Below are 24189 nucleotides of genomic sequence, written 5' to 3'. Positions count from 1 at the left end.
GAAGTCTGGTGATTCCGCGGGGAGTTCAGATGCGCTCGACGATGGTGGCGATGCCCATGCCGCCGCCGACGCACAGGGTGGCGAGGCCGTAGCGCTTGTCCTGGCGCTCCAGCTCGTCGATGAGCGAGCCGAGGATCATCGCGCCGGTCGCGCCGAGCGGGTGGCCGAGGGCGATGGCGCCGCCGTTGACGTTGACCTTGTCCAGGGACAGGCCCATGTCCTTGACGAAGCGCAGCACGACCGCGGCGAACGCCTCGTTGATCTCGACCAGGTCGATGTCGTCGATGGTGAGGCCGGCCTTGGCGAGGGCCTTGCGGGTGGCGGGGGCCGGCCCGGTGAGCATGATGGTGGGCTCGGAGCCGGAGACGGCGGCGGAGACGATCCGCGCGCGCGGGGTGAGGCCGTAGCGCTCGCCGACCTCCTTGGAGCCGATCGCGACGAGCGAGGCGCCGTCCACGATGCCGGAGGAGTTGCCCGCGTGGTGGACGTGGTCGATCTTCTCCACCCAGTGGTACTTCTGCAGCGCGACGGCGTCGAAGCCGCCGAGTTCGCCGATGTCCGCGAAGGACGGCTTGAGCTTCGCGAGCGAGTCGGCGGTGGTGCCGGGGCGCAGATGCTCGTCGTGGTCGAGGACGACCAGGCCGCTGCGATCCTTGACGGGGACGACCGAGCGGTCGAAGCGGCCCTCCTTCCAGGCCGTGGCGGCGCGCTCCTGGGACAGGGCCGCGTACTCGTCGACGTCCCGGCGGGAGAAGCCCTCGATGGTGGCGATCAGGTCGGCGCCGATGCCTTGCGGCACGAAGTTGACCGCGAGGTTGGTCATCGGGTCGTTGAACCAGGCGCCGCCGTCGGAGGCCATGGGCACCCGGGACATCGACTCCACGCCGCCCGCGAGGACCAGGTCCTCCCAGCCGGAACGGACCTTGGCCGCGGCCAGGTTGACGGCCTCCAGGCCCGAGGCACAGAAGCGGTTCTCCTGCACGCCGGCGACCGTGTCGGGCAGTCCGGCGGCGATCGCGGCGATCCGGGCGATGTCGGAGCCCTGGTCGCCGACCGGTCCGACGACACCGAGGACGATGTCGTCGACGGCGGCCGGGTCGAGGCCGGGGAAGCGGTCGCGGATCTCGTGGATGAGGCCGACGACCAGGTCGATGGGCTTCGTGCCGTGCAGGGCGCCGTTCGCCTTGCCGCGGCCGCGCGGGGTGCGGATCGCGTCGTACACGTACGCTTCGGTGCTCACTGGTGTGCCTTTCGGGAGGGTGGGCCGGGCGGGGTGGGCCGGGTCAGTCGGCGTCGGTGACCGGGTCGCCGTCGACGGGTGCGGGTATCCCCCAGTCCCGCGCCACCGCCTGCGTGTCGGCGCCCGGCAGGGCGGGGCCGGTGCGGACGGACGTCGGGGTGGCGGAGAAGCGGGGGGCGGGGGCCGGCTGGGTGATGCCGGCGTGGTCGGTGAAGGTGCCGCGGGCGGCCAGGTGCGGGTGGTGCGGGGCCTCGCGCAGGGACAGCACGGGCGCCACACAGGCTTCGGTTCCCTCGAAGAGTGCCGTCCACTCGTCCCGGGTGCGGGACTTGAAGCGGGCGGCGACGCGCTCGCGCAGCTCGTCCCAGCGGCTCCAGTCCTTGTGGGCCGGTGCCAGGTCGTCCAGGCCGAGCAGACGCAGGAACTCCGCGTAGAACCGCCCCTCCAGGGCGCCGACCGCCATGTACTTGCCGTCGGCGGTCTCGTAGGTGCCGTAGTAGGGGCAGCCGCCGTCGAGGAGGTTGGCGGCGCGCCGGTCCTGCCAGCCGCCGGCCGCGAGCATGCCGTGGATCATCGCCGAGAGGTGGGCCGTGCCGTCCACGATGGCGGCGTCGACGACCTGTCCGGTGCCGGTCACGCGCGCGTGGTGCAGGGCGGCCAGGACGCCGACGACCAGGTAGAGGGAGCCGCCCGCGTAGTCGCCGAGCAGGTTGGCGGGAAAGACCGGAGGCTCGTCCGCGCGGCCGGTCATGCCGAGGGTGCCGGTCAACGCGATGTAGGACACGTCGTGGCCCGCGCGGTCGGCGAGGGGGCCGTCCTGCCCCCAGCCGGTCATGCGGCCGTAGACCAGGCGGGGGTTGCGGGCGTGGCAGTCCCCGGGGCCGACGCCGAGGCGCTCGGCGACGCCCGGGCGGTAGCCCTCGATGAGGATGTCGGCCCGCTCGGCGAGGTCCAGCACGCGCGCGGGGCCGTCCGCTGCCTTCAGGTCGACCACGATCGAGCGCTTGTTGCGGTTCGTGACGTCGTACGCCGGGTCGATGCCGAGGCCGGGGCCGCCCGGCCGGTCCACCCGGACCACGTCCGCGCCCAGGTCCGCCAGGAGCATGGCGGCGAACGGGCCCGGCCCGATGCCGGCCAGCTCGACCACGCGCACGCCGGACAGCGGCCCGCCGCCCGGCGCCGCCGGCGTCTCTGCCGTCGTCATGCGTCCAGCTCCCCAGGGTGTGTGTGACACAACTGATGTAACACCGGTGATGCTAAGAACGTGTTCCACCGGGCACAAGACCTAACGAGCAAGCGCTTAGCCAAGTGCCCGGATCAGGGCGGATCACCCGGGAGGGTGAGAGGCGGCTGCGCCGTGACACAGCCCGTGTGCGCTAGGAGACCCGTGTGCCGAATGCGGCTATAGGGCGTTCCGGGGCGGTCGGCCGATGGCCCTCCTCGCCCCGCTCCCTCAGCGGCCCGCCCCCGGGACCGAGGGTGAACCCGGGCACTTTCCCCCACTTCGTCAGGGCGTTCCTGGCTTCGGCCACCGCTGCCTCCGGGCTGGTCGTCGACACTCGCACTCCTCACGCTAGCCTCAGCCACCGACAGCGGCGCGGGCTGCGGGACCAAGGGGTGTCATGAGCAGGCTAAACAGGACAGACCGTCCCTACGACCTCGTGCTCTTCGGAGCCACCGGCTTCGTCGGCACCCTCACGGCGGAGTATCTCGCCGCGCACGCGCCCGAGGACCTGCGCTGGGCGGTGGCCGGCCGCGACGAACGCAGGCTGGAGCGGCTGCGCGAGCGCCTGCCCGGCGGCGCGGACATCGGCGTCCTGCGGGCGGACGTGACCGAACCCGCGACCCTGCGCGCCCTCGCCGAGCACGCGCGCGTGGTCGCCACGACCGTCGGGCCGTACGTGCTCTACGGCGAGGAACTGGTCGCCGCCTGCGCGGACGCCGGGACCGACTACCTGGACCTGGCCGGCGAGCCGGAGTTCGTGGACCTGACGTACGTCCGGCACGACGCACGCGCGCGGGAGACCGGCGCGCGCCTGGTGCACGCGTGCGGCTTCGACTCCGTACCCCACGACCTCGGCGTGTACTTCACGGTCCGGCAGCTGCCCGAGGGCGTACCGCTGACCGTGGACGGATACGTGACCGCCGACGCGGCGTTCTCCGGCGGCACCCTCGCCTCCGCGCTGAACCAGTTCGCCCGTGGCCGGCAGCTGCTGGCCGCGGCGCGTGAGCGGGGCCGGCACGAGCCGCGGCTGATGGGACGGCGGGTCGCGGCGCCGACGGGCGCACCCCGGTTCGCCAAGGAGGTCGGCGCGTGGGCGCTGCCGCTGCCGACCGTCGACCCGCAGATCGTGCGCCGCTCGGCGAAGGCGCTCGACCGGTACGGCCCCGACTTCCGCTACCGGCACTACGCCGCGGTACGCCGCCTGCCGGTCGCCCTCGGCGGCGTCGCCGCCGTCGGCGCGGTGCTGGCGGCCGCCCAACTGCCGCCCGCTCGGCGCTGGTTGTCGGGCCGGCTGCAGCCGGGGGACGGGCCGAGCGCGGAGCGGCGGGCGCGAAGCCGGTTCGCGGTGCGCTTCGTCGGCGAGGGCGGCGGACGGCGCGTGTTCACGGAGGTCTCGGGCGGCGACCCCGGTTACGACGAGACGGCGAAGATGTTCGCCGAGGCGGCCCTCAGCCTGGCCTTCGACGACCTCCCGCCGACGGCCGGGCAGGTCACCACGGCGCAGGCGATGGGTGACGCCCTGACCGGGCGGCTCCGCGCCGCGGGGATCACCTTCCGGGTCGCGGCCACCGGTCCGGCTGTCTCCTCCCCCGTTTGAGACTTTCGCAGCCGATGCCTCCGGCCTGCCTGCGGCCTCCGTCGCGAAAGTCTCACAAAGTTCTTCAATGAAACGATGGAGGCCCGGGCCGCTGAACCGAAGGAGGCGGGTGAGGCATGAAGTTCGTGCTCGAAGTGACCGTGGACGAGGGCGCGTCGGCGCAGGACCGCGCCGGTGAGCTGGGACGCATCCTGCGCTACTGGGGCGGGAACCTCCACCATTACGCCCTCGAACCCGGAGACGGCTCGGCCGTCTACGACTCGGCCTATCAGGAGGTCGGCACCTGGCGGGTGGTCGCCTCCTGACCGCCTTCTCCCGCGTTCCGCGCCGCCTCCCGAAGGGCCCGGCGGCACAGGGCGTCCGCCCGGCGTGTGGTCTCCGGCAGTCGGTAGCGCGGGGTCAGGGCCAGCGTGTGGGCCATGGCGTTGTCCAGGGTCACCCGGTGGCCGACGGAGACGAAGACCGGTTTGACGCCGTCCCGGGTGCGCAGCGCCCGCCCGACCTCCTCGTGCCCCGCGAGCAGCGGGGCACAGGCACCTCGCGCCGGGGCCGGATCGTCGTACGTGAAGGTGAACGGGTTCTTGGCGACGCCGATGACCGGCAGGCCGGTGAGCACGCCGAGGTGGCTCGCGAGGCCGAAGCGGCGCGGATGGGCCAGGCCGTAGCCGTCGCACACGACAAGGCCGGGCGGGCACGGCAGCCGGTCCAGGACGGCCCGGACGGTGGGGATCTCGCGGAAGGCGAGCAGGCCGGGCACATACGGGAAGGAGACCCGGCCGACGGCCGTCGCCTCGGCCACCACGTCCAGGGTGGCGGCGTCCAGCACGACGGCCGCGGCCGCGACGAGGTCGAGCTCGTCGTCGTAGGCGACGTCGACCCCGGTCACCCGGCCCGTGCCCGGCTCGGGTCCGCGCTCGTCCAGCACCACCCGCCCGCGCAGCTCGTCCTGCACCGCGCGGGCCTCTTCCTCGGTCGCGGGCCAGCCCGCGGGTACGCCAACGGTCGTCATGGTGACGCCGACTGTACGATCCCGCGGCGCCCCGCTCGCTGCCAGGGGTAGGGTCGTGATCATGTTCGTACTGGACCTGACCTACACCGCACCTCTCGACGCCGTCGACGCGCTGCTGCCGGACCATGTGGCGTGGCTCGAGGAGCAGTACGAGAAGGGATTCATCCTGGCCTCCGGGCGCAAGAACCCCCGGGACGGCGGGGTGATCCTCGCCGTCGCCGAGGACCGCGCCCGGGTCGAGGAGATCGTGGCGGGCGACCCGTTCGCCGTCGGCGGCGTGTGCACGTACCGCATCACGGAGTTCACCGCCACGAAGACGGCTCCGGAGCTGGCCCGCCACCGGCAGACACTCGACTGACCGCCGCTCATCCCTTCTTGGCGTTCAGCGCGCGCTGCAGCTCGTCCTTGTTCATGTGCGAACGGCCCTCGATGCCGCGCTGCTTCGCCTCGTTGTACAGCTGGTCGCGGGTCGGGCCATGGGAGCCGACCCGGTTGCCCGACCGCTGACCGCCGCGCTTGCTGGACGACATGTCCTGCTTCGAGCTGCGGCTCGCGGTCTTGGACTCGCCGGAACGGGCACGTTCCTTGTTCACGGTCCGCGCGGCGATCTCCTTGGCGCGCCCGGTGCTTTCGCCCCGGTCCTGCGCGCTCTTCTTGATGTGCTCGTACTGACGCTCGCGCTTGGAGCTGGAACCCGCGGGCATGATGGCTCCCTTCGTTCACGGTTCCCGTGCGACCCGAGTACCCGGTTCCGGCCGCTCACCTCAGCGTTCCAGCCGCGCGACCCTCCCCTGCTCGCCGGCCGCCCAGCAGCTGAGGTCGGGCGTGCAGTCCACGGTGTCGTACGAGCCGGTGTCGATCGTGCGCCAGGTGCGCCCGGCGTCCGTGGTGAGGTCGGTGCCGGTGGGGCCGACGGCGAGCGCGCCCCTGCGGCTGTGCGGCAGCCAGGCGGCCCCGGAGCGGTAGGCGGGCGGAGGCGTGGCGGCCGGTGCCCAGGTGCGGCCGCCGTCGCCGGTGACCGCGGCGGCCTGCGGCGAGGCCTGGTCGGGGCGGTAGTCGCCACCGACGGCGAGGCCGTGGTCGCGGTCGCGGAAGGCGAGTGCGAAGACCCCCTTGGCCGGATCGCCGGCCGGGATCGGCGTGTCGGCGGCCGTCCAGGTCAGTCCGCGGTCGGCGGAGTGCAGCACGCGCGCGTGGGCGCCGCCGCCGGTGGCCAGCCAGACGTCCTTCGGGCCCGAGGTGACCAGGCACTGGCCGCTCGCGGCGAAGCCCGCCTCACCGTCCAGTGCGGGCGGCATGCCCGCCGAGGACAGCACCCGCCAGGAGCGGCCGCCGTCGCTCGTGGACAGGATGCGGAACCTGCCGTCCACGGGGTCGCTCATCGCGAGGCCGTGCCGGCGGTCGAAGAAGGCCAGGCAGTCGTAGAACGCCTTCGGGTCGGTGTTGCGGAAGGACTCCGTCCAGGTCGCACCGCCGTCATCGGTGCGGTACACGCGGGAGGCCTCGCCCTCGCCGATGGCCAGCACCACCGCGCGCCGCGCGTCGAACGCCTCGACGTCCCGGAACTGCAGATCGGCCGCGCCCGGCGGAGAGACGTTCCGCCAGCTCGCTCCGCCGTCGGTGGTGCGCAGCACCGTGCCGCCGGTGCCGGCCAGCCAGGCGGTGTGCCGGTCGACGGCCGCGAGGCCCCGGAAGCGGACCTGCGGGGTGCCCGGGTCTTTCGGCGCCCAGTGCGGACTGCCCTGCCCGAGGGGCCCCGCCTCGGCGGCGGGCACGGTCAGCGCGGCCAGTGCCGCCCCGCACGCCACTCCCGCCGCCACCAGCCTGCTGCTGCGTCCTCTGCGTCGCGTGCTCCCCAAGCGCCTCATGGCGGGCGAAGCTAGCCCACCCGACCGACGCCGTCCAGAGGCCAACTGCCGTCCGCCGCGGGCGGAATCGAGCGATCGCGCGCCGTGCATGAACGCGGTGACCGAGGTCACTCGTGTTTCCTGTGCACGGATCGGCCGGATCCGTCGTCTCTTCCGGTGCCGGGTGCCGCGCACCCGGACGTAGTCCAGCCGTCACGAGGGAGCAAGGCGTTGTCCACCGTCATCGAGCAGCCCGTAGAGGCCCGTCTCGTCGCCGCCGCACCGCGCATGCCGAGCATTCCCGCGACGCTGCGCTACGACCGGCGCGATCCGTTCGCCGTCGTCATGACCTTCCCGGCCCCGGCCACCCTCGAAGGGGTCGACGTGTGCTGGACCTTCTCCCGCGAGCTGCTCACGGCCGGGCTGCTGGGCCCGGAGGGGCACGGGGACGTCCGGGTGCGGCCGTACGGCTACGACCGCACGGTGCTGGAGTTCCACGCCCCCGAGGGGACCGCGATCGTGCACGTGCGCTCGGGGGAGATCCGGCGCTTCCTGGAGTCGACCGGCGAGCTCGTCCCCGTGGGCCTCGAACACCTCCAGCTCGACCTGGACCACGACCTGGCCGAACTGATGCGGGACGCCTGCTGAGCGCTCCGCGCGTGAAGCCCGGGTGCGCGGCCGGCGCGTTCAGCCCGCCGGGCGCGTGAGCAGGGTGTTGAGCTCCCCGTAGTCGTAACCGTCGGCCAGCGTCCCGTACGTCCCCGCCTCCAGCAGCTCCCGCGCGGCGCGGCGGACCAGGGCGTGGGCGGCCTGGGCGAGTCCGGAGCCCGCGCTGATCCGGGCGACGCCGAGGGCGGCCAGCTCGGCGACGGAGGGCGCGCCGGGGAAGACCATCACGTTGACCGGGCCGTCGATGCCCTCGACCAGTTCCTTCACCGTCCCCGGGTCGACGGCCCCGGGGACGAAGATCCCGTCGGCGCCCGCGGCGCGGAAGGCCGCGGCCCGCTCCAGGGTCGCCTCCACTCCCCCGGCGCCGCGCAGGAACGTGTCGATGCGCGCGTTGACGAACAGCGGCACGCCCGCCTCGTCGGCGGCCGCACGGGCCGCGGCGATCCTCTCCGCCTGCTGGGCCATGGGCCGCAGCGGTTCGCCGCCCTCCCCGTGCGAGGCGTCCTCGATGTTGATGCCGACCGCGCCCGCGGCGAGCACCGCCCGTACGGTGTCGGCGACCCCGGCCGGGTCCGTGGCGTAACCGGACTCGATGTCCGCGCTGACCGGGACTCGTACGACGGCGGCGATGCGCGCCACGGCCTCGATGGCGTGGTCGCGGTCGAGCCGGTCGCCGTCGGCGGCGCCGAGCGACCAGGCCAGCCCGGCGCTGGTGGTCGCGACCGCCGCGGCGCCGGCCTGCGCCACGACGGCGGCGCTGACCGCGTCCCAGGCGTTGGGCAGCACGAGCGGCCGGCCGGGCACGTGCAGGGCGTGGAAGGCGAGGGCGGTCTCGCGAAGCGGGTGCTGATGCGTCATGGGTCCAGCCAACCACTCGGCGCGGGCCGTGGGCTGGCAGGAATCCGACATGAGCGTGGGCACGCCCCGGGCGGCAGCCGCTGCACGGACGGGGCCGCCATGAACGGACGGGGCCGCCATTAATTGCGTTGACAGCCGTCAGGCCCCCTCCTACCGTGGACGTCGGTCCTGTTGCCGTCGATTGGAGAAGGACGTTGCTCGTCTGAGGTCCTGAGGCATCGCGTCGCACCGGTTGAGGTGTGCGCGGCGTACGACCTCGGCGTCCGAGCCGTCCTCCGGCACAGGCCTTTTTCATGGCCTCCTCGTGCCCCACGACCTTTCGGTTTCCGCCTCGCGGTGTCTCGACATGCGCCCACCGACCGCACGAAACCCCTCGCGAGGCCCTCATGTCATCTTCCCTCACCTGTGCGTCCCTGTCCTTCACCTGGGCCGACGGCACCGCCGTCTTCGACGGCCTCGACATCGCCTTCGGGCCCGGCCGGACCGGTCTCGTCGGCGCCAACGGATCGGGGAAGACAACCCTGTTGAAGCTGCTGGCCGGTGAACTCACCCCGGCCGACGGCACCGTCAAGGTGTCCGGCGAGGTCGGCTACCTCCCGCAGAACGTCAGCCTCGACACCCCGCTCCGCGTCGACCAGGCCCTCGGCATCGCCGAACGGCGGGCCGCGCTGCACGCCATCGAGGCGGGCGACGCCGCCGAGGAGCACTTCGAGACGCTCGGCGACGACTGGGACGTCGAGGAACGCGCCCTCGTCACGCTCGGCGAACTCGGTCTCGGCCACATCGGCCTGGACCGCACGGTCGGCGAGGTCTCCGGCGGCGAGTCGGTGCTGCTGCGGCTGGCGGCGCTGCTGCTGCGCCGCCCGGACGCGCTGCTGCTGGACGAGCCCACCAACAACCTCGACCTGTACGCGCGCCGACGGCTGTACCAGGCCGTCTCCGCGTGGCCGGGCGTCCTGGTCGTGGTGAGCCACGACCGGGAGCTGCTCGACCTGGTCGACCGGATCGCGGAACTGCGCTCCGGGGAGGTCACCTGGTACGGCGGCAACTTCTCGGCGTACGAGGAGGCTCTGGCCGTCGAGCAGGAGGCGGCCGAGCGGATGGTGCGCGTCGCCGAGGCCGATGTGCGCAAGCAGAGGCGCGAACTGGCCGACGCCCAGGTCAAGCTGGCCCGCCGCAAGCGGTACGGGCAGAAGATGTGGGATTCCAAGCGCGAGCCGAAGATCGTCATGGGCGCCCGCAGACGCGCCGCCCAGGAGTCGGCGGGCAAGCACCGCATCATGCACGAGGAGCGGCTCGCCGAGGCCAGGGAGCGCCTGGACGAGGCGGTGGAGGCGGTACGGGACGACGACGAGATCCGCGTCGACCTGCCGTACACGGCCGTTCCGCCCGGCCGGCAGGTGCTCACCCTGCAGAACCTGGAAACGGCCTACCACGCGCGCGTGGAGGGCATTCTGGATCTGCGCGGCCCGGAGCGCATCGCGCTGGTCGGCCGCAACGGCGCCGGCAAGACGACGCTGCTGCGGACCGTCGCCGGGGAGCTGGCGCCGGTGACCGGCGAGGCGCTGGCGCATGTCCCGCTGCGTTTCCTGCCCCAGCGGCTGGACGTGCTGGACGACGCGCTGACGGTCGCCGAGAACGTGGCCCGTTTCGCGCCTGACGCCACGAACAACCGGATCCGGGCGCGGCTCGCCCGCTTCCTGTTCCGGGGTGGGCGGGCCGACCAGAAGGCGGGCACCCTGTCGGGCGGCGAGCGGTTCCGGGCGGCCCTGGCCGCGCTGATGCTCGCCGAGCCGGCACCCCAGCTGCTGCTGCTCGACGAGCCGACCAACAACCTGGACATGGCGAGCGTGCGGCAGCTGACCTCGGCTCTGGACTCGTACCAGGGCGCGCTGCTCGTGGCGAGCCACGACCTGCCGTTCCTCGAGTCGATCGGCATCACCCGCTGGCTGCTGATGGAGGAGGGGGTGCTGAAGGAGATCTCGCCGGACGACATCGGGGTCTCGGCCTAGGACCCGACGTCTCAGGAGGGCCACAGCCTGACAACGAGGGTTTTGTCGTGGCCGGGGCGGATTGCATGATGGCGGACCGGTGCCGTCTCACCGGCACCGGAAAACCGCACCATCGATTCGAAAGGCCCCTCGTGCCCAGCAAGAAGGCCCTCGTCCGCCGCCCAAGCCCCCGCCTCGCCGAAGGCCTGGTGACGCACATCGAGCGGGAGAAGGTCGATGTCGGGCTCGCCGTCGAGCAGTGGGAGGCCTACGTCGAGGCCCTGCGCACGCACGGCTGGGAGACGATCGAGGTCGACCCGGAGGACGACTGCCCCGACTCGGTGTTCGTCGAGGACACCGTCGTCATGTACAAGAACGTGGCGTTGATCACCCGGCCCGGCGCGGAGTCCCGGCGTGCCGAGACCGCCGGCGTGGAGGAGGCGGTGGCGCGCCTCGGCTGCTCGGTCAACTGGATCTGGGAGCCGGGCACGCTGGACGGCGGTGACGTCCTGAAGGTCGGCGACACGGTGTACGTCGGCCGTGGCGGGCGTACCAACACGGCCGGTGTGCAGCAGGTGCGGGCCGCGTTCGAGCCGCTGGGCGCACGCGTGGTGGCCGTTCCCGTGAGCAAGGTGCTGCACCTGAAGTCCGCGGTGACCGCGCTGCCCGACGGCACGGTGATCGGGCACATCCCGAAGGTCGACCGGCCGTCGCTCTTCCCCGGCTTCCTGTCGGTGCCGGAGGAGTCCGGCTCGCACGTGGTGCTGCTCGGTGGCCACAAGGTGCTGATGGCGGCGAGCGCGCCGAAGACCGCGGAACTGCTGACCGACCTCGGCCACGAGGTGGTCACGGTGGACATCAGCGAGTTCGAGAAGCTCGAGGGTTGTGTGACGTGCCTCTCGGTGCGGCTGCGGGAGCTGTACGCCTGACGGACGGTCCCCCATACCGCGACGGCTCCGGGATCCGCAGCTCCCGGGGCCGTCGGCATATGCGGGAGAGGCGCGGGACGGCACGGGGACACGCAGCGGAAGCCATCCGTCCGGCCGTACTGATCAGCGATCTTTACAACGGCCTTAACCTACGGCTTCGTAACCTACGGATTCGTAGCCTACGATCACGTAGGTTTCCGGCACCGCTCGCCGGCCGTCCCCTTTTCCTCCCCCGTTGTTCGCCGTCCCCCTGGAGTTCCCGTGACGATCACTTCCCCTCACCTCGGCAGCCCGTCCGCATGGACCGACGCGCGGCTGCTCTTCGCGCTGGAGGAAGTGGTCGAGACGGAACTGAACCGGCATCTGAAGGTCGCCAAGGACTGGATGCCGCACGAGTACGTGCCCTGGAGCGACGGCCGCAACTTCCCCGGCCTGTTCGAGGACGGGGAGGCCTGGGACAAGGACCAGTCCAAGGTGACCGAGATCGGCCGCATCGCCCTCGTGGTCAACCTGCTCACCGAGGACAACCTGCCGAGCTACCACCACGAGATCGCCACGCTCTTCGGCCGCGACGGCGCCTGGGGCACCTGGGTGCACCGCTGGACGGCCGAGGAGGGCCGGCACGGCATCGTGATGCGCGACTACCTCCTCGCCTCGCGCGCGGTTGACCCGGACAAGCTGGAACGTTTCCGCATGGCCCATATGAGCGAGGGTTTCGAGTCCGACAACCGGCACTCGATGCTGCACTCGGTCGCCTACGTCGCCTTCCAGGAGCTGGCCACCCGGATCTCGCACCGCAACACCGGCCACCAGTCCGGCGATCCGGTCTGCGACCGCATGCTGGCCCGCATCGCGACCGACGAGAACCTGCACATGGTCTTCTACCGCAACCTGCTGAAGGCCGCCTTCGAACTGGCCCCCGATCCGACCATGCAGGCGGTCCGGGACGTCGTGGTGAACTTCCGCATGCCCGGCCACGGCATCCCCGGCTTCGAGCGGGCCGCCGCGCAGATGGCCATCGGCGAGGTCTACAACCTGCGCATCCACCACGACGACGTGCTGCAGCCCGTCCTGCGCTTCCTGAGGGTCATGGAGATCGACGGCCTCGGCCCCGAGGGACGCCAGGCGCAGGAGGAACTCGGCCTGTTCATGGGGGGCCTGGACGCGGAGGCTCTCAAGTTCGACGAGAAGCTGGCCGCCCGCAAGGCCCGGATGGCGGCACGGGCCGGGGCCTGACGCACGCCGGCGCCCGACGCTCGCCGGGCCCGCCCTTCCGTAAAGGACGGGTGGCGGGCGGGCGTCGGCACACGACGTCAGTGGGACGTACGGCGCAGGGCGAGGCGCTCCTTCTCGGACAGCCCGCCCCAGACGCCGAAGCGCTCGTCGTTGGCCAGCGCGTAGTCCAGGCAGGCCGGGCGCAGCTCGCACATGGCGCAGATGCGCTTCGCCTCGCGCACCGAGCTGCCGGGCTCGGGGAAGAAGAAGTCCGGCCCGGTCTGCGCGCACAGGGCCTGCGCCTGCCAGGCGTCGTCGGCAGGGGTGATCGTCTCGAAGTGCATGCCCAGGATCGTGCCGCGTGGCGAAAAACGTTCGATCAACGCCGGGTCAACGCCGCCGGCAGGGCCTCCGGCCGCCTCCGATGATGCTCCCCGGGATCGCACCGGTGCACGGCGGCGCGCGGGGCGCGGCGAAAACCCGAGGAACGTGCCCGGCCGCCGGCGTGGGAACGGGATCCGTCCGGCGCGTCGCGGCGCTACGGCGGCGATTGTCAGTGGGGGGTGCCAGACTCGGCAGTGCAGAGGACGGGACCCCTTTCGAGGAGGGCGAAGATGCTCACCACCCGTTTCGTCAACGGCGCCCCGAACTGGCTCGACATCAGCACCCCCGACATCGACGGCGCCACCTCCTTCTACGGCGGTCTCTTCGGCTGGCAGTTCCAGTCGGCGGGACCGGACGCCGGAGGCTACGGCTTCTTCCAACTGGGCGGCAGGACCGTCGCGGGCGGCATGCAGTCCGGCCCCGAGCAGGGCCCGCCGTCCTGGACGGTGTACTTCCAGAGCGCGGACGCGCAGGCCACCGCCAAGGCCGCCGAACAGGCGCACGGCCGCGTGCTGTTCCAGCCGATGGACGTCATGGGCGAGGGACACATGGCGGTCCTCGCCGACCAGGCGGGCGTGCCGTTCGGGATCTGGCAGCCGGGCCGGACCAAGGGCGTCGACATCGCGAGCGAGCCGGGCTCGCTGTGCTGGGTCGAGCTGTACACCCCGGACATCGCGGCGGCCGCCGCCTTCTACCACCAGGTGCTGGACCTCGAGACCTCCGCCGCACCCTTCCCGGGCGGGACGTACACGTGCGTCAACCCCGCCGAAGGCGGCGAAGATGCGATGTTCGGCGGGATCGTGCCGCTGGCCGACGACCCGGCCGAGGCCCAGGGCGGCCCGTACTGGCTGCCGTACTTCGAGGTCGAGGACACCGACGCGGTCGTGGAGAAGGCGCAGCAACTCGGCGGAACGGTGCGTGTGCCGGCGACGACCATGGAGGGCGTCGGCCGCATGGCCCGGCTCACCGACCCGTACGGCGCCCGCTTCGCGGTGATCAAGAGCGAGGCGCCACAGGGCTGAATCCGGTCGGCCGACCGGACCGGGGCCGCCTTGCGCGTGCGGGGCGGCTAGGCGGACGCCCGCCGTATCAGCGTGGTCGGGAGGATCACGCCGCCGGAGGGCGGCGCTGCGTCCGCCGTGGTCCCGGTCCGGTCGCGGCCGTCGGACAGTCCGCGCAGCAGCAGGCGGGCCATCAGGCGGCCCATTTCCTCGATGTCCTGACGGACCGTCGTCAGCGGCGGGTCGGCCTCCTCGGTGACGGGCAGCATGTCGTCGAAGCCGATCACGGCCACGTCCTCGGGCACCCGGCGGCCGCTCGCGCGCAGCACGCGCAGGGCGCCGAGCGCGGTCAGGTCGTTGGCGGCGAAGACGGCGTCCACCTCCGGGCAGCGGTCGAGGAGTTCGCGCATGGCGCGTTCGCCGCCGGCCGGGGTGAAGTCGCTCTCCACCACCAGCCGGGGGTCGTTGCCGCCCGGCAGCTCGCCCATGACGTCCCGGTAGCCGTCGAGCCGGTCCACCGCCGACGTCTGGTCCAGCGGGCCGGTGAGATGCGCGATGCGGCTGCGGCCGAGGCCCACGAGATGCCGTGCGGCCGCGCGCGCCCCGCCCCGGTTGTCGCAGTCGACGTACACCACGTCCGGGTCCTTCGCCCTGGGGCGAGCGGGTCCGGCCGCGCGGCCGTCGTCGCCCCAGCCGGGCCGTCCGCCGAACACGGTGGGCACGCCGGCGTCGTGGATGAGGCCGGGCAGCGGGTCGTCGAGGTGCAGGGAGAAGACGAGCGCGCCGTCGACATGGCCTCCGGAGAGATACCGGGCCACGCGCGCGTGATCGTCACGGCCCTCGGTGAGCAGCAGCACCAACTGGTTGTCGTGCGCGGTCAGTTCCTTGCTGATGCCGCGCAGCTGCAGCGCGAAGAAGGGGTCGGCGAAGACCCGGGTCTCGGGCTCGGCGATGACCACCGCGACGGCGTCGTGCCGCTTGGTGACGAGGCTGCGCGCCGCCTGGTTGGGGACGTAACCCAGCTCCGCCACGGCCTGCCGGACGCGCTCGGCCAGGGGTTCGCGCACCCCGTCGCCGCCGTTGACCACCCGCGACACGGTGGCCCGGGACACCCCGGCCCGCGCGGCCACGGCCTCCAGCGTGGGACGCGACACTGCCTCGGTCACTTCGGGACTCCTCATCGGCGGCTGCCGGTCAGGATAACCGCGCGGTGCAGACCCCGTCGGTGCCGTGATTCAGGCGCGGCCGTGCTCGCTCGCGCCGGGTGCCGGGCGTCGGCGCCGAGGCTCGTGACGTGCCGTCCGGCACAGCCGTCCGCCTGGGCGAGCAGCGGGGCCCGGGACGGGTCGCGCCCGGCCCGGCGTCCCCACACGGCCGCCTGTCCGGCCGAGATGGCCCCTCGGTGGCCCCGGCCCTCCCGCTGATACGCGCGCCGGTCGTCCTCGCGCCGCCGCCACTCCAGCACCGCCTCCGCCGGGGGAACATCCGCTACGGCGTTGCTTCGCACGCCTCAGGACGTCTGCTCCCGCCGGGCCCGGCTCGGCTGGACGCGTTTGGGTTCGCCGGGCATCTTCGGGTACTCCGGCGGGTACGGCAGATCGCCCAGGCCGTGGTCGTGCTCGTCGCGGCGGGCCAGCTCCAGCAGGGCGTCCAGGGAGTAGGCGTGGTCGTCCATGTCGGCGTGCACGTCGCCGACTTCGGCGAACCGGGCCGGCATGGTGGCGAGGTCGAAGTCGGCGGGGTGGGCCACGCCGACCTCCGCCCAGCGCAGGGGGGCCGAGACGGTGGCGTTCGGCTGGGGGCGTACGGAGTAGGCGGAGGCGATGGTGCGGTCCCTGGCCGTCTGGTTGTAGTCCAGGAAAATACGGCGGCCCCGTTCCTCCTTCCACCACTTGATCGTCACGTGGTCGGGCATCCGGCGTTCCATCTCCCGGCCGACGGCGATCGCGGCGCGGCGCACCTGGGTGAAGGTCCAGCGTGGCTCGATCGGGACGAAGACATGCAGGCCCCGGCCGCCGGAGGTCTTCGGCCAGCCGCGCAGGCCGCCGAACTCGTCGAGGACGGCGCGCAGTTCCTGGGCGGCGCGGGCCGCGTCGTCGTAGTCGGTGCCGGGCTGCGGGTCGAGGTCGATGCGGAGCTCGTCGGGGTGGTCGACGTCCGTGGCGCGCACCGGCCAGGGGTGGAAGGTGAGCGTGCCGTACTGGGCGGCCCACACGACGGCGGCCTGCTCCGTGGGGCACATCTCGTCGGCGCTGCGGCCGCTGGGGAAGGTGATGTGGGCGGTCGGGATCCAGTCGGGCATGCCCTTCGGGGCCCGTTTCTGGAAGAACCACTCGCCGCCCACGCCGTCCGGGTAGCGCTCCAGGGTGGTGGGGCGGTCGCGCAGCGCCCGCAGGATGCCGGGGCCGACGGCGACGTAGTACCGCGCGAGGTCCAGCTTGGTGAAGCCCCGCTCGGGGAAAAAGACCTTGCCCGGGCTGGACAGCCGTACGGTCCGGCCGTCCACCTCCAGTTCCACCGCATCACCCATGCGGCCACGGTAGGCGCACCCCGCACGGCTCGCATACCGGGCGGCACGCGGCGTGTGCGAGCAGAATCGGATCCATGGATCTCCCCGTCATGCCGCCTGTGAAGCCCATGCTCGCCAAGTCGGTGGCGAAGATTCCGCCGGGGATGCACTACGAGGCGAAGTGGGACGGGTTCCGTTCGATCGTGTTCCGGGACGGGGCCGAGGTCGAGTTGGGCAGCCGCACCGGGAAGCCGTTGACCAGGTATTTTCCCGAGCTGGTGGCGGCGCTGAAGGAGCGGGTGCCGGGGCGGTGCGTGCTGGACGGGGAGATCGTGATCGCGCGGGAGGGCCATCTGGACTTCGACGCGCTGACCGAGCGGATCCATCCGGCCGACTCCCGGGTGCGGATGCTGGCGGAGAGGACACCGGCGTCCTTCGTCGCCTTCGACCTGCTCGCCCTGGACGACCACTCCCTGCTCGACGTCCCGCTGACCGACCGCAGGGCCCTGCTGGAGCAGGCGCTCGCCGACGCGACGCCGCCGGTGCACGTGGCGCCCGCGACGACCGACATCGAGGTGGCGCAGCGGTGGTTCGAGCACTACGAGGGCGCCGGCCTCGACGGAGTGGTCGCCAAACCGCTCGATCTGCGCTACCGGCAGGACGAGCGGGTCATGTTCAAGGTCAAGCACGAGAGGACGGCGGATGTCGTCGTGGCCGGGTACCGGTTCCACAAGACCGGCCCGGTGGTGGGCTCGCTGCTGCTCGGCCTGTACGACGACCGGGGGCAGCTCCAGCACGTGGGCGTGTCGGCCGCCTTCCCCATGAAGAAGCGGGCCGAACTGGTCGAGGAGCTGGAGCCGCTGCGGATGGAGGACGTGGCCGGGCACCCGTGGGCGGCCTGGTCGGACGAGGCCGCCCATGAGACGGCTCGGCTGCCGGGCGCGCCGAGCCGCTGGTCCGGCAAGAAGGACCTGTCCTGGGTGCCGCTGCGGCCGGAGCGGGTCGCCGAGGTGGCCTACGACCACATGGAGAACGGGCAGCGCTTCCGGCACACCGCCCGCTTCCGCCGCTGGCGTCCGGACCGCACGCCGGAGAGCTGCACCTACACCCAGCTGGAGGAGCCGGTGCGCTACGACCTCGCGGAGATCCTGGGCGAGAAGGACCGGGGCTGAGCCGGGCAGGGGCCCCGGAGCGGAGCCCTACGGCTGCATGAGGATCTTGATGGCGCCGTCCTGCTTGTGCTGGAACATGTCGTAGGCGTGCGGTGCCTCGGAAAGCGGCAGCCGGTGGGTGGCGAAGTCGTCGACGCCGAGCGGGTCCTCGTCGGTCAGATACGGCATGATCTGGTCGCTCCAGCGGCGGACGTTGGCCTGGCCCATGCGCAGCTGGATCTGCTTGTCGAAGAGGGTGAGCATCGGCATCGGATCGGCCATGCCGCCGTACACGCCGCTCAGCGAGATGGTGCCGCCGCGCCGTACCAGGTCGATCGCCATGTGGAGGGCGGCGAGCCGGTCGACGCTGAAGCGTTCCGCGAGGGGCGCGCTGATCTTGCGGGGCAGCAGCCCGGTGGCCGTCTGTGCGAGCTTGGCGGCGGCGCTGCCGTGGGCCTCGGTGCCGACGGCGTCGATCACGGCGTCCGGGCCCCGGCCGCCGGTCGCGTCGTGGATCGCGTGGACCAGCGCCTTCTCGTCGTCGAAGGCCCGCAGGTCGTAGGTCTCCACGCCGTCCCGGCCGGCGCGCGCGAGCCGTTCCGGCACCAGGTCGATGCCGAACACCCGCTCCGCGCCGCGTGCCTTGGCGATCCGGCAGGCCATGTCGCCGATCGGGCCGAGGCCGAGGACGGCGAGGGTGCCGCCGGGCGGGACGGCCGCGTACTCGACGGCCTGCCAGGCGGTGGGCAGGACGTCGGAGAGATAGACGAAGCGATCGTCCGGCGGGCCCTCGGGCACCTTCATCGGCCCGAACTGCGCCTGCGGCACCCGCAGGTACTCGGCCTGCGCGCCGGGCACAGCACCGTACAGGCGGGTGTAGCCGAACAGGGCGGCGCCCATTCCCTCGCCGGTGACCTGGGTGGTCTCGCACTGGGTCGGCAGCCCGGTCAGGCACATCCAGCAGGTGCCGCAGGCGATCTGGAACGGCACCACGACCCGGTCCCCCGCCTTCAGATCCGGCACTCCGGCGCCGACCTCCTCGACGATGCCCATCGGCTCGTGGCCGAGGATGTCGCCCGGTGTCATGAACGGGGTGAGCACCTCGTACAGGTGCAGGTCCGAGCCGCACAGCCCGGTGGACGTGATGCGGATGACGGCGTCGGTGGGCTCTTCGATCCGTGGGTCGGGCACGTCCTCGACCCGGACGTCCCGCCGCCCCTGCCAGGTGACTGCCTTCATGGGATCCCGCTCCCTCGATCGCGTGGGCGTTTGGCGGTGGCGCCCGGGTACCCGCGCCCATCAGCACCGAACCCCTCGCGACGGAGCCCAGGACGCCCACGGACCTCGCAGAACCGTACGCGTTCGGATATGGCCAGCGATGACCCGATGAGCGCACAATCGGAAAAACAAACGGGGGTGGTCAGGGTGGGCACAGGACACAGAGCGCGCAGACGACGCGCGACGCTGACGGTGGCCGCGCTGGCGGCCTCGCTGACCGTCTCCCTCACGGCCGGCTGCACGCACCACGGCCGGCAGGACGACCGCGCGCCGCAGCACACGCCGACACCCACGTCGCAGGCTCCGACTCCGACGCCCTCGGTCACCGCGGCCGGTTCCCCACTCGCCGTGAAGATCGACAACGTGTCCGCGGCCCGCCCGCAGACCGGGCTCGACGCGGCGGACGTGGTGTACGCCGAGCAGGTGGAGGGCGGTCTGAGCCGGCTGATGGCGGTGTACGCGACCCGGCTCCCGCAGACCGTCGGACCGGTGCGCAGCGCCCGCGAGTCCGATCTGGAGCTGCTGCGCCAGTTCCACCGGCCGACGCTCGCCTTCTCCGGCGCCCAGCACAAGCTGCTGCCGCTGATCGACAAGGCGCCGCTGCGGGCGGAGTCCCCCGACGAGGCTCCCGCCGCCTACTACCGGGGCACCGGCAAGGCCGCCCCGCACAACCTCTATCTGCACCCCGCCAAGCTGCTGCCGTCCGCTCCGGGCAAGGCGGCGCTGACGACCGGTTTCCGCTACGGCCCGGCCCCGTCCGGCGGCACCCCGACCACCTCGCGCACGGTCCGCTACCCGGCCGCCCGCTTCACCTTCACCTGGTCCGCCGAGCGGCACCGCTGGCTGGTCGCGATGGACGGCACGCCCACGGTGACGACGGACGGCGCGCGGGTGGCGCCGGCGACGGTCGTCGTGCAGTACGTGAGGATCCGCAGCTCCCGCTACCACGACGTGCTCGGCAACCACACGCCGTACACCGAGACGGTCGGCTCGGGGAAGGCGCAGGTGCTGCGCGACGGCCGGTCCTTCGACGCCTCCTGGTCACGGCCGGCGGCGACGGACGGCACCACGTTCACGGCGGCGGACGGCAGCCGGATGGACTTCGCCGACGGCCAGGTGTGGGTGGTGTTCGCGCCGGCGCCCTGAACCGCCGTGGCGGACCGGCCGGCGAACCGCCGTACCCGACCGGTCAGCCCCGCGTGGCCAGCGGCTCGGCCGGGTTGCGCAGGCCCTCGGCCGCGTCCGCGACCCGGCGGATCAGGTCGAAGAACACCGTCTGTTCCTGGGCGGACAGCGGCGCCAGGAAGACCTGGTTCATCCGGGCGGTACGCACGGTCAGCTTGCGGTGGACGCGCAGGCCGTCGTCGGTCAGCCGGAGCAGGAAACGCCGGCCGTCCTCGGGGTCGCGCACCTTGGTCAGCAGCTCTCGACGGCCGAGCCGGCTGATGACCTCGGCGATGGTCGAGCGGTCCAGGCCCACCCGCTCGCCCACGGTCCGCTGGTCGAGGCCCGGCTCGGCGACGAGCGCGTTCATGACCGCGAACTGCGGCGAGGTGATCTCCTCGGAGACCATCGTGTTCCACAGCAGGTAGTGCGCCTGCTGCAGCCGCCGGGCCAGGTGCCCGGGATGGGTGGTGAGGTCCACCGCGGCCATGTGCGCTCCCCGATCACTTCGTTGGTGCACTGAACAATACTCGGCGATCGGGCCTCCTGTCTCCTACGCGAAGTGCAAATACTCCATGCCTTGACGGACATCGTCTCCGGTGGCAGCGTGTGAGAACACCTCGCGGAAATACTCAGTGCGCTGACTAATGGCGAAGAGATGAGGCTTCACGGATGGACAAGGTGGTCGCCACGGCCCTGGAGGCGGTGGCCGATGTGCCGGACGGCGCGTCCCTCGCGGTCGGCGGATTCGGGCTGAGCGGTGTGCCGAACGTGCTGATCCAGGCGCTGTACGAGCGCGGGGTCGGCGCTCTCTCGGTCGTCTCCAACAACTGCGGGGCCATGGACTCCGGACTCGCGGTGCTGCTGGCCGCCGGGCGCATCAGCCGGGTGACCGGCTCCTACATCGGCGGCAACAAGGAGTTCGCACGGCAGTACCTGGCCGGTGAGCTGGAGGTGGAGCTGATCCCGCAGGGCACGCTGGCGGAGCGGCTGCGCGCGGGCGGCGCGGGCATTCCCGCCTTCTACACGCCGGCCGGGGTCGGCACCCAGGTCGCCGAGGGCGGGCTGCCCTGGCGCTACGACGGCTCCGGCGGTGTCGCGCTGGCCTCGCCGCCGAAGGAGGTGCGGGTCTTCGACGGCGTGGAGTACGTCCTGGAGCGCGCGATCCGCACCGACTTCGCGCTGGTTCGGGCCGCGAAGGGCGACCGGCACGGAAACCTGGTCTTCAACAAGTCCTCCCGGAACTTCAACCCCCTCGCGGCCATGGCGGGGAAGGTCACGATCGCCGAGGTGGAGGAGCTGGTCGAACCCGGCGAGATCGACCCGGACGCCGTACACCTGCCCGGCGTCTTCGTGCAGCGGGTGCTGGCCCTGACCCCGCAGCAGGCGGCGGACAAGAAGATCGAGCAGCGGACGGTGAGCAGCTGATGGCCTGGACACGCGAGGAGATCGCCGCGCGGGCGGCGCGGGAGCTGCGCGACGGCCAGTACGTCAACCTGGGCATCGGCCTGCCCACGCTGATCCCGAACCACCTCCCTGAGGGCGTCGAGGTCGTCCTGGAGTCGGAGAACGGCATCCTGGGCACCGGCCCCTACCCGACCGAGGAGCAGGTCGACCCGGACCTGATCAACGCGGGCAAGGAGACCGTCACCGTCCTGCCGGGCGCGTCGTTCTTCGACTCGGCGCTGTCCTTCGCGATGATCCGCGGCGGGCACATCGACGTGGCCGTGCTGGGCGCCATGCAGGTCTCCGCGGGCGGCGACCTGGCCAACTGGGCGGTGCCGGGCAAGCTGGTCACCGGGATCGGCGGCGCGATGGACCTGGTCCACGGCGCCCGTCAGGTGATCGTGGTGATGACCCACACCGCCAAGGACGGATCCCCGAAGATCCTCAAGGAGTGCACGCTGCCGCTCACCGGCAAGTCCTGTGTGAACCGAGTCATCACCGACCTTGCGGTGCTGGACGTCACCGAGGCAGGCCTGGCCCTCGTGGAGACCGCCCCCGGCGTCACCGTCGACGACGTCGTCGCCCGGACCGACGCCGAACTCACCATCCCGGAGAATCTGCTGTGAACGTCGTCAACAGGCTCAACACCGTTTACCTCGTCGACGCCGTCCGCACCCCCATCGGGCGTTACAACGGCGCCCTGGCCTCCGTACGCCCCGACGACCTCGCCGCCCACGCGATCCGCGCCCTCCTCGCCCGCACACCAGCGCTGGACCCGGCCCGGATCGAGGACGTCTACGTCGGCAACGCCAACGGCGCCGGCGAGGAGAACCGCAACGTCGCCCGCATGGCCGCGCTCCTCGCCGGACTGCCCACCAGCGTGCCGGGCGTGACCGTCAACCGGCTGTGCGCCTCCGGCCTGGAGGCCGTCGTCCAGGCGGCCCGCGCCATCGCCGTCGGCGACGCGCACCTCGCCCTCGCGGGCGGCGTGGAGTCCATGACCCGCGCCCCCTACGTCCTGCCCAAGAACGACCGCCCCTTCCCGGCCGCCCACGCCGAGCTCTACTCCACCACCCTGGGCTGGCGCATGGTCAACCCGGCGATGAACCCGCAATGGACCATCCCGCTCGGGGAGTCGGCCGAACTGATCGCCGACAAGCACAAGATCAGCCGCGAGCAGCAGGACGAGTTCGCCCTGCACAGCCACCACAAGGCCGCAGCAGCCCAGGAACAGCACCTGTTCGACGCCGAGGTGACGCCCGTGCCCGTCCCGCAGCGCACGGGCGAGCCGGTCCCCTTCGCCGCCGACGAGTGCGTACGCCCCGACGCCTCCCTCACCGCGATGGCGAAGCTGAAGCCGTCCTTCCGCACCGCGAGCGAAGCGAGATGGGGGTCCCCCCGGCCGAAGGCTGGGGGAGGCACGGTCACCGCCGGCAACGCCTCCCCGCTCAACGACGGCGCCGCCGCCCTGCTGCTGGCCGACGAGGCCGGCCTGAAGGCGACCGGCCGCGAACCGCTCGCCCGGATCTCCGCGACCGGAGTCTCCGCCACCGACCCGCACTACTTCGGCCTCGCCCCCGTCGAGGCCGTCAACCGGGCGCTCGCCAAGGCCGGCAAGGGATTCGACGACCTGTCGGTGCTGGAGCTGAACGAGGCCTTCGCCGCCCAGGTCCTCGGCTGCCTCGCCGAATGGCCCGACTTCGACCCGGCGATCCTCAACCCCCAGGGCGGCGCCATCGCGCTCGGCCACCCGCTCGGCGCCTCCGGCGCCCGGCTCGCCGGCACCGTCGCCCACCAGCTCGCCCGCCGCGGCACCGGCACCGGCGTGGCCACCCTCTGCATCGGCGTGGGCCAGGGCCTCGCCCTCGTCCTCGAACGCTGACCCCCTAGGACGTCCCATGACTCTCACCCAGGCCGACATCGACCTCGAAATCGCCACCGAGCACGCCGCGTACGAGAAGCGCGTCGCCGACGGCGCCCCCGTCGAGCACCACCCGCGCCGCGACTACGCGCCCTACCGCTCCTCGGTGCTCCGCCACCCCAAGCAGCCCCTGGTCGCCATCGACACCGCCCAGGACCCGGAACTGGTGGAGCTGCACTCCCCCGCCTTCGGGGAGCGCGACATCACCGGGATCGACAACGACCTCACCCGGCACCACAGGGGCGAGCCGATAGGCGAGCGGATCACCGTCTCCGGGCGGCTGCTGGACCGCGCCGGGCGCCCGGTGCGCGGCCAGCTCGTCGAGATCTGGCAGGCCAACTCGGCCGGCCGCTACGCCCACCAGCGCGAACAGCACGACGCACCGCTCGACCCGAACTTCACCGGTTTCGGCCGCACCCTCACCGACGCCGAGGGCCGCTACCACTTCACCACCATCCAGCCCGGCCCCTATCCGTGGCGCAACCATGTGAACGCCTGGCGTCCGGCCCACATCCACTTCTCGGTGTTCGGCACGGCGTTCGCCCAGCGGCTGGTGACGCAGATGTACTTCCCGAACGACCCGCTGTTCCCGTACGACCCGATCCTGCAGTCGGTGACGGACGACGCGGCCCGGCAGCGGCTGGTCGCCACCTACGACCACGGTCTGTCGGTGCCGGAGTTCTCGCTCGGCTACCACTGGGACATCGTGCTGGACGGCCCGGCCGCCACCTGGATCGAGGAAGGACGCTGACCGC

25 protein-coding genes are annotated in these 24189 nt (G+C 72.5%); 14 read left to right on the top strand and 11 right to left on the bottom strand.

The features are described from left to right. Positions 1 to 25 precede the first annotated feature (25 nt). Both ACQPXS_RS38965 and ACQPXS_RS38960 read right to left on the bottom strand, forming a co-directional pair. The gene (locus ACQPXS_RS38965) at positions 26 to 1240 is read right to left on the bottom strand and encodes an acetyl-CoA C-acetyltransferase (protein ID WP_351806995.1); all 1215 of its coding nucleotides are present in this window, start codon (positions 1238 to 1240) and stop codon (positions 26 to 28) included. 43 nt (positions 1241 to 1283) lie between these two features. Then, entirely contained in the window at positions 1284 to 2444 is a 1161-nt protein-coding gene (locus tag ACQPXS_RS38960; protein WP_433454170.1) for a CaiB/BaiF CoA transferase family protein, read from the bottom strand. Between the two features lie 418 nt (positions 2445 to 2862). Here ACQPXS_RS38960 and ACQPXS_RS38955 point away from each other — a divergent pair, with 418 nt between their 5' ends. Together ACQPXS_RS38955 and ACQPXS_RS38950 are read left to right on the top strand one after the other, a co-directional pair. Further along, positions 2863 to 4062, top strand: a complete 1200-nt coding sequence (locus ACQPXS_RS38955) for a saccharopine dehydrogenase family protein (RefSeq protein WP_433454168.1) — start codon at positions 2863 to 2865, stop codon at positions 4060 to 4062. A gap of 116 nt (positions 4063 to 4178) precedes the next feature. Continuing rightward, positions 4179 to 4367, top strand: coding sequence for a hypothetical protein (locus tag ACQPXS_RS38950; protein ID WP_433454166.1), 189 nt, complete (start codon positions 4179 to 4181; stop codon positions 4365 to 4367). Here the strand turns inward: ACQPXS_RS38950 and ACQPXS_RS38945 are convergent. Next, entirely contained in the window at positions 4331 to 5071 is a 741-nt protein-coding gene (locus ACQPXS_RS38945) for an endonuclease V (protein ID WP_433454165.1), read from the bottom strand. The genes ACQPXS_RS38950 and ACQPXS_RS38945 overlap by 37 nt on opposite strands. A 61-nt stretch (positions 5072 to 5132) precedes the next feature. Between ACQPXS_RS38945 and ACQPXS_RS38940 the strand changes: the two genes are divergently transcribed. Next, positions 5133 to 5429 (top strand): YciI family protein, encoded by a 297-nt coding sequence (locus ACQPXS_RS38940; RefSeq protein ID WP_433454163.1) that lies wholly within the window; start codon positions 5133 to 5135, stop codon positions 5427 to 5429. Positions 5430 to 5436: 7 nt separating this feature from the next. Here the strand turns inward: ACQPXS_RS38940 and ACQPXS_RS38935 are convergent, their stop codons facing one another. Further along, positions 5437 to 5775: a plasmid stabilization protein gene (locus ACQPXS_RS38935; RefSeq protein ID WP_365322876.1), complete on the bottom strand. Its 339-nt coding sequence runs from the start codon at positions 5773 to 5775 to the stop codon at positions 5437 to 5439. Positions 5776 to 5835: 60 nt separating this feature from the next. Next, positions 5836 to 6939: a WD40/YVTN/BNR-like repeat-containing protein gene (locus ACQPXS_RS38930; protein ID WP_433454161.1), complete on the bottom strand. Its 1104-nt coding sequence runs from the start codon at positions 6937 to 6939 to the stop codon at positions 5836 to 5838. A 210-nt stretch (positions 6940 to 7149) separates the two neighbouring features. Here ACQPXS_RS38930 and ACQPXS_RS38925 point away from each other — a divergent pair, with 210 nt between their 5' ends. Beyond that, entirely contained in the window at positions 7150 to 7566 is a 417-nt protein-coding gene (locus ACQPXS_RS38925) for an SsgA family sporulation/cell division regulator (protein ID WP_351806987.1), read from the top strand. 39 nt (positions 7567 to 7605) lie between these two features. Here ACQPXS_RS38925 and ACQPXS_RS38920 read toward each other — a convergent pair whose 3' ends face one another. After that, on the bottom strand, positions 7606 to 8445 hold the full coding sequence (locus ACQPXS_RS38920; protein ID WP_433454159.1) for an isocitrate lyase/PEP mutase family protein: 840 nt from the start codon (positions 8443 to 8445) through the stop codon (positions 7606 to 7608). 386 nt (positions 8446 to 8831) lie between these two features. Between ACQPXS_RS38920 and ACQPXS_RS38915 the strand changes: the two genes are divergently transcribed. From ACQPXS_RS38915 to ACQPXS_RS38905, 3 genes are all read left to right on the top strand, one after another. Further along, complete coding sequence (locus ACQPXS_RS38915; RefSeq protein WP_433454157.1) at positions 8832 to 10457, top strand: ABC-F family ATP-binding cassette domain-containing protein; 1626 nt, start codon at positions 8832 to 8834, stop codon at positions 10455 to 10457. 131 nt (positions 10458 to 10588) lie between these two features. Then, positions 10589 to 11365 carry a dimethylargininase gene (gene ddaH, locus ACQPXS_RS38910; RefSeq protein WP_433454156.1) on the top strand — a complete coding sequence of 259 codons (777 nt, stop codon included), beginning with the start codon at positions 10589 to 10591 and terminating at the stop codon, positions 11363 to 11365. Between the two features lie 261 nt (positions 11366 to 11626). Further along, on the top strand, positions 11627 to 12601 hold the full coding sequence (locus ACQPXS_RS38905) for an acyl-ACP desaturase (RefSeq protein WP_399174694.1): 975 nt from the start codon (positions 11627 to 11629) through the stop codon (positions 12599 to 12601). Positions 12602 to 12678: 77 nt separating this feature from the next. On the opposite strand, the gene ACQPXS_RS38900 is transcribed toward ACQPXS_RS38905, so the two are convergent. Beyond that, positions 12679 to 12924, bottom strand: a complete 246-nt coding sequence (locus ACQPXS_RS38900; protein ID WP_351806980.1) for a WhiB family transcriptional regulator — start codon at positions 12922 to 12924, stop codon at positions 12679 to 12681. Positions 12925 to 13194: 270 nt separating this feature from the next. On the opposite strand from ACQPXS_RS38900, the gene ACQPXS_RS38895 reads away from it, so the two are divergent. Then, positions 13195 to 13986, top strand: coding sequence for a VOC family protein (locus tag ACQPXS_RS38895; RefSeq protein WP_433454154.1), 792 nt, complete (start codon positions 13195 to 13197; stop codon positions 13984 to 13986). 47 nt (positions 13987 to 14033) lie between these two features. Here ACQPXS_RS38895 and ACQPXS_RS38890 read toward each other — a convergent pair whose 3' ends face one another. Next, positions 14034 to 15131 (bottom strand): LacI family DNA-binding transcriptional regulator, encoded by a 1098-nt coding sequence (locus ACQPXS_RS38890; protein WP_433454152.1) that lies wholly within the window; start codon positions 15129 to 15131, stop codon positions 14034 to 14036. 344 nt (positions 15132 to 15475) lie between these two features. After that, a complete protein-coding gene (gene ligD / locus ACQPXS_RS38885; protein ID WP_433454150.1) occupies positions 15476 to 16495 on the bottom strand; it encodes a non-homologous end-joining DNA ligase in 1020 nt (339 codons plus the stop codon). Positions 16496 to 16569: 74 nt separating this feature from the next. On the opposite strand from ligD, the gene ACQPXS_RS38880 reads away from it, so the two are divergent. After that, positions 16570 to 17646 (top strand): ATP-dependent DNA ligase, encoded by a 1077-nt coding sequence (locus ACQPXS_RS38880; protein ID WP_366488804.1) that lies wholly within the window; start codon positions 16570 to 16572, stop codon positions 17644 to 17646. Positions 17647 to 17673: 27 nt separating this feature from the next. Here ACQPXS_RS38880 and ACQPXS_RS38875 read toward each other — a convergent pair whose 3' ends face one another. Then, on the bottom strand, positions 17674 to 18864 hold the full coding sequence (locus tag ACQPXS_RS38875; RefSeq protein ID WP_433454148.1) for a zinc-dependent alcohol dehydrogenase: 1191 nt from the start codon (positions 18862 to 18864) through the stop codon (positions 17674 to 17676). A 147-nt stretch (positions 18865 to 19011) separates the two neighbouring features. Here ACQPXS_RS38875 and ACQPXS_RS38870 point away from each other — a divergent pair, with 147 nt between their 5' ends. Further along, a complete protein-coding gene (locus tag ACQPXS_RS38870; protein ID WP_433454146.1) occupies positions 19012 to 20049 on the top strand; it encodes a DUF3048 domain-containing protein in 1038 nt (345 codons plus the stop codon). A gap of 43 nt (positions 20050 to 20092) precedes the next feature. On the opposite strand, the gene ACQPXS_RS38865 is transcribed toward ACQPXS_RS38870, so the two are convergent. Beyond that, positions 20093 to 20557 (bottom strand): MarR family winged helix-turn-helix transcriptional regulator, encoded by a 465-nt coding sequence (locus tag ACQPXS_RS38865; RefSeq protein WP_433454144.1) that lies wholly within the window; start codon positions 20555 to 20557, stop codon positions 20093 to 20095. 182 nt (positions 20558 to 20739) lie between these two features. On the opposite strand from ACQPXS_RS38865, the gene ACQPXS_RS38860 reads away from it, so the two are divergent. Genes ACQPXS_RS38860 through pcaH form a run of 4 tightly spaced genes read left to right on the top strand, consistent with a single transcriptional unit; the run spans position 20740 to position 24185 of the window. Further along, the gene (locus tag ACQPXS_RS38860) at positions 20740 to 21495 is read left to right on the top strand and encodes a CoA transferase subunit A (protein WP_433454143.1); all 756 of its coding nucleotides are present in this window, start codon (positions 20740 to 20742) and stop codon (positions 21493 to 21495) included. Next, positions 21495 to 22139 carry a CoA transferase subunit B gene (locus ACQPXS_RS38855; RefSeq protein WP_433454141.1) on the top strand — a complete coding sequence of 215 codons (645 nt, stop codon included), beginning with the start codon at positions 21495 to 21497 and terminating at the stop codon, positions 22137 to 22139. Before ACQPXS_RS38860 ends, ACQPXS_RS38855 begins: the two co-directional genes overlap by 1 nt. Further along, complete coding sequence (locus tag ACQPXS_RS38850) at positions 22136 to 23395, top strand: thiolase family protein (RefSeq protein ID WP_433446828.1); 1260 nt, start codon at positions 22136 to 22138, stop codon at positions 23393 to 23395. The genes ACQPXS_RS38855 and ACQPXS_RS38850 overlap by 4 nt, the downstream gene beginning before the upstream one ends. A gap of 16 nt (positions 23396 to 23411) precedes the next feature. Beyond that, positions 23412 to 24185: a protocatechuate 3,4-dioxygenase subunit beta gene (pcaH, locus tag ACQPXS_RS38845; protein ID WP_365322906.1), complete on the top strand. Its 774-nt coding sequence runs from the start codon at positions 23412 to 23414 to the stop codon at positions 24183 to 24185. Positions 24186 to 24189: the final 4 nt, after the last annotated feature.

The organism is Streptomyces sp. CA-142005 (genome assembly GCF_050942335.1).
Taxonomy (GTDB): Bacteria; Actinomycetota; Actinomycetes; order Streptomycetales; family Streptomycetaceae; genus Streptomyces.
The sequence above is the reverse complement of the archived record's forward strand: the minus strand, read 5'-3'. Positions and strand labels throughout refer to the sequence as shown.

What these genes read in the sequence shown, in the direction of transcription:
- ACQPXS_RS38960 (WP_433454170.1), bottom strand. Translation starts at nt 2,444, where the DNA reads ATGACGACGGCAGAGACGCCGGCGGCGCCGGGCGGCGGGCCGCTGTCC.
- ACQPXS_RS38955 (WP_433454168.1), top strand. Translation starts at nt 2,863, where the DNA reads ATGAGCAGGCTAAACAGGACAGACCGTCCCTACGACCTCGTGCTCTTC.
- ACQPXS_RS38950 (WP_433454166.1), top strand. Translation starts at nt 4,179, where the DNA reads ATGAAGTTCGTGCTCGAAGTGACCGTGGACGAGGGCGCGTCGGCGCAG.
- ACQPXS_RS38945 (WP_433454165.1), bottom strand. Translation starts at nt 5,071, where the DNA reads ATGACGACCGTTGGCGTACCCGCGGGCTGGCCCGCGACCGAGGAAGAG.
- ACQPXS_RS38940 (WP_433454163.1), top strand. Translation starts at nt 5,133, where the DNA reads ATGTTCGTACTGGACCTGACCTACACCGCACCTCTCGACGCCGTCGAC.
- ACQPXS_RS38935 (WP_365322876.1), bottom strand. Translation starts at nt 5,775, where the DNA reads ATGCCCGCGGGTTCCAGCTCCAAGCGCGAGCGTCAGTACGAGCACATC.
- ACQPXS_RS38930 (WP_433454161.1), bottom strand. Translation starts at nt 6,939, where the DNA reads ATGAGGCGCTTGGGGAGCACGCGACGCAGAGGACGCAGCAGCAGGCTG.
- ACQPXS_RS38920 (WP_433454159.1), bottom strand. Translation starts at nt 8,445, where the DNA reads ATGACGCATCAGCACCCGCTTCGCGAGACCGCCCTCGCCTTCCACGCC.
- ACQPXS_RS38915 (WP_433454157.1), top strand. Translation starts at nt 8,832, where the DNA reads ATGTCATCTTCCCTCACCTGTGCGTCCCTGTCCTTCACCTGGGCCGAC.
- ACQPXS_RS38900 (WP_351806980.1), bottom strand. Translation starts at nt 12,924, where the DNA reads ATGCACTTCGAGACGATCACCCCTGCCGACGACGCCTGGCAGGCGCAG.
- ACQPXS_RS38895 (WP_433454154.1), top strand. Translation starts at nt 13,195, where the DNA reads ATGCTCACCACCCGTTTCGTCAACGGCGCCCCGAACTGGCTCGACATC.
- ligD (WP_433454150.1), bottom strand. Translation starts at nt 16,495, where the DNA reads ATGGGTGATGCGGTGGAACTGGAGGTGGACGGCCGGACCGTACGGCTG.
- ACQPXS_RS38880 (WP_366488804.1), top strand. Translation starts at nt 16,570, where the DNA reads ATGGATCTCCCCGTCATGCCGCCTGTGAAGCCCATGCTCGCCAAGTCG.
- ACQPXS_RS38875 (WP_433454148.1), bottom strand. Translation starts at nt 18,864, where the DNA reads ATGAAGGCAGTCACCTGGCAGGGGCGGCGGGACGTCCGGGTCGAGGAC.
- ACQPXS_RS38870 (WP_433454146.1), top strand. Translation starts at nt 19,012, where the DNA reads ATGAGCGCACAATCGGAAAAACAAACGGGGGTGGTCAGGGTGGGCACA.
- ACQPXS_RS38865 (WP_433454144.1), bottom strand. Translation starts at nt 20,557, where the DNA reads ATGGCCGCGGTGGACCTCACCACCCATCCCGGGCACCTGGCCCGGCGG.
- ACQPXS_RS38860 (WP_433454143.1), top strand. Translation starts at nt 20,740, where the DNA reads ATGGACAAGGTGGTCGCCACGGCCCTGGAGGCGGTGGCCGATGTGCCG.
- ACQPXS_RS38855 (WP_433454141.1), top strand. Translation starts at nt 21,495, where the DNA reads ATGGCCTGGACACGCGAGGAGATCGCCGCGCGGGCGGCGCGGGAGCTG.
- pcaH (WP_365322906.1), top strand. Translation starts at nt 23,412, where the DNA reads ATGACTCTCACCCAGGCCGACATCGACCTCGAAATCGCCACCGAGCAC.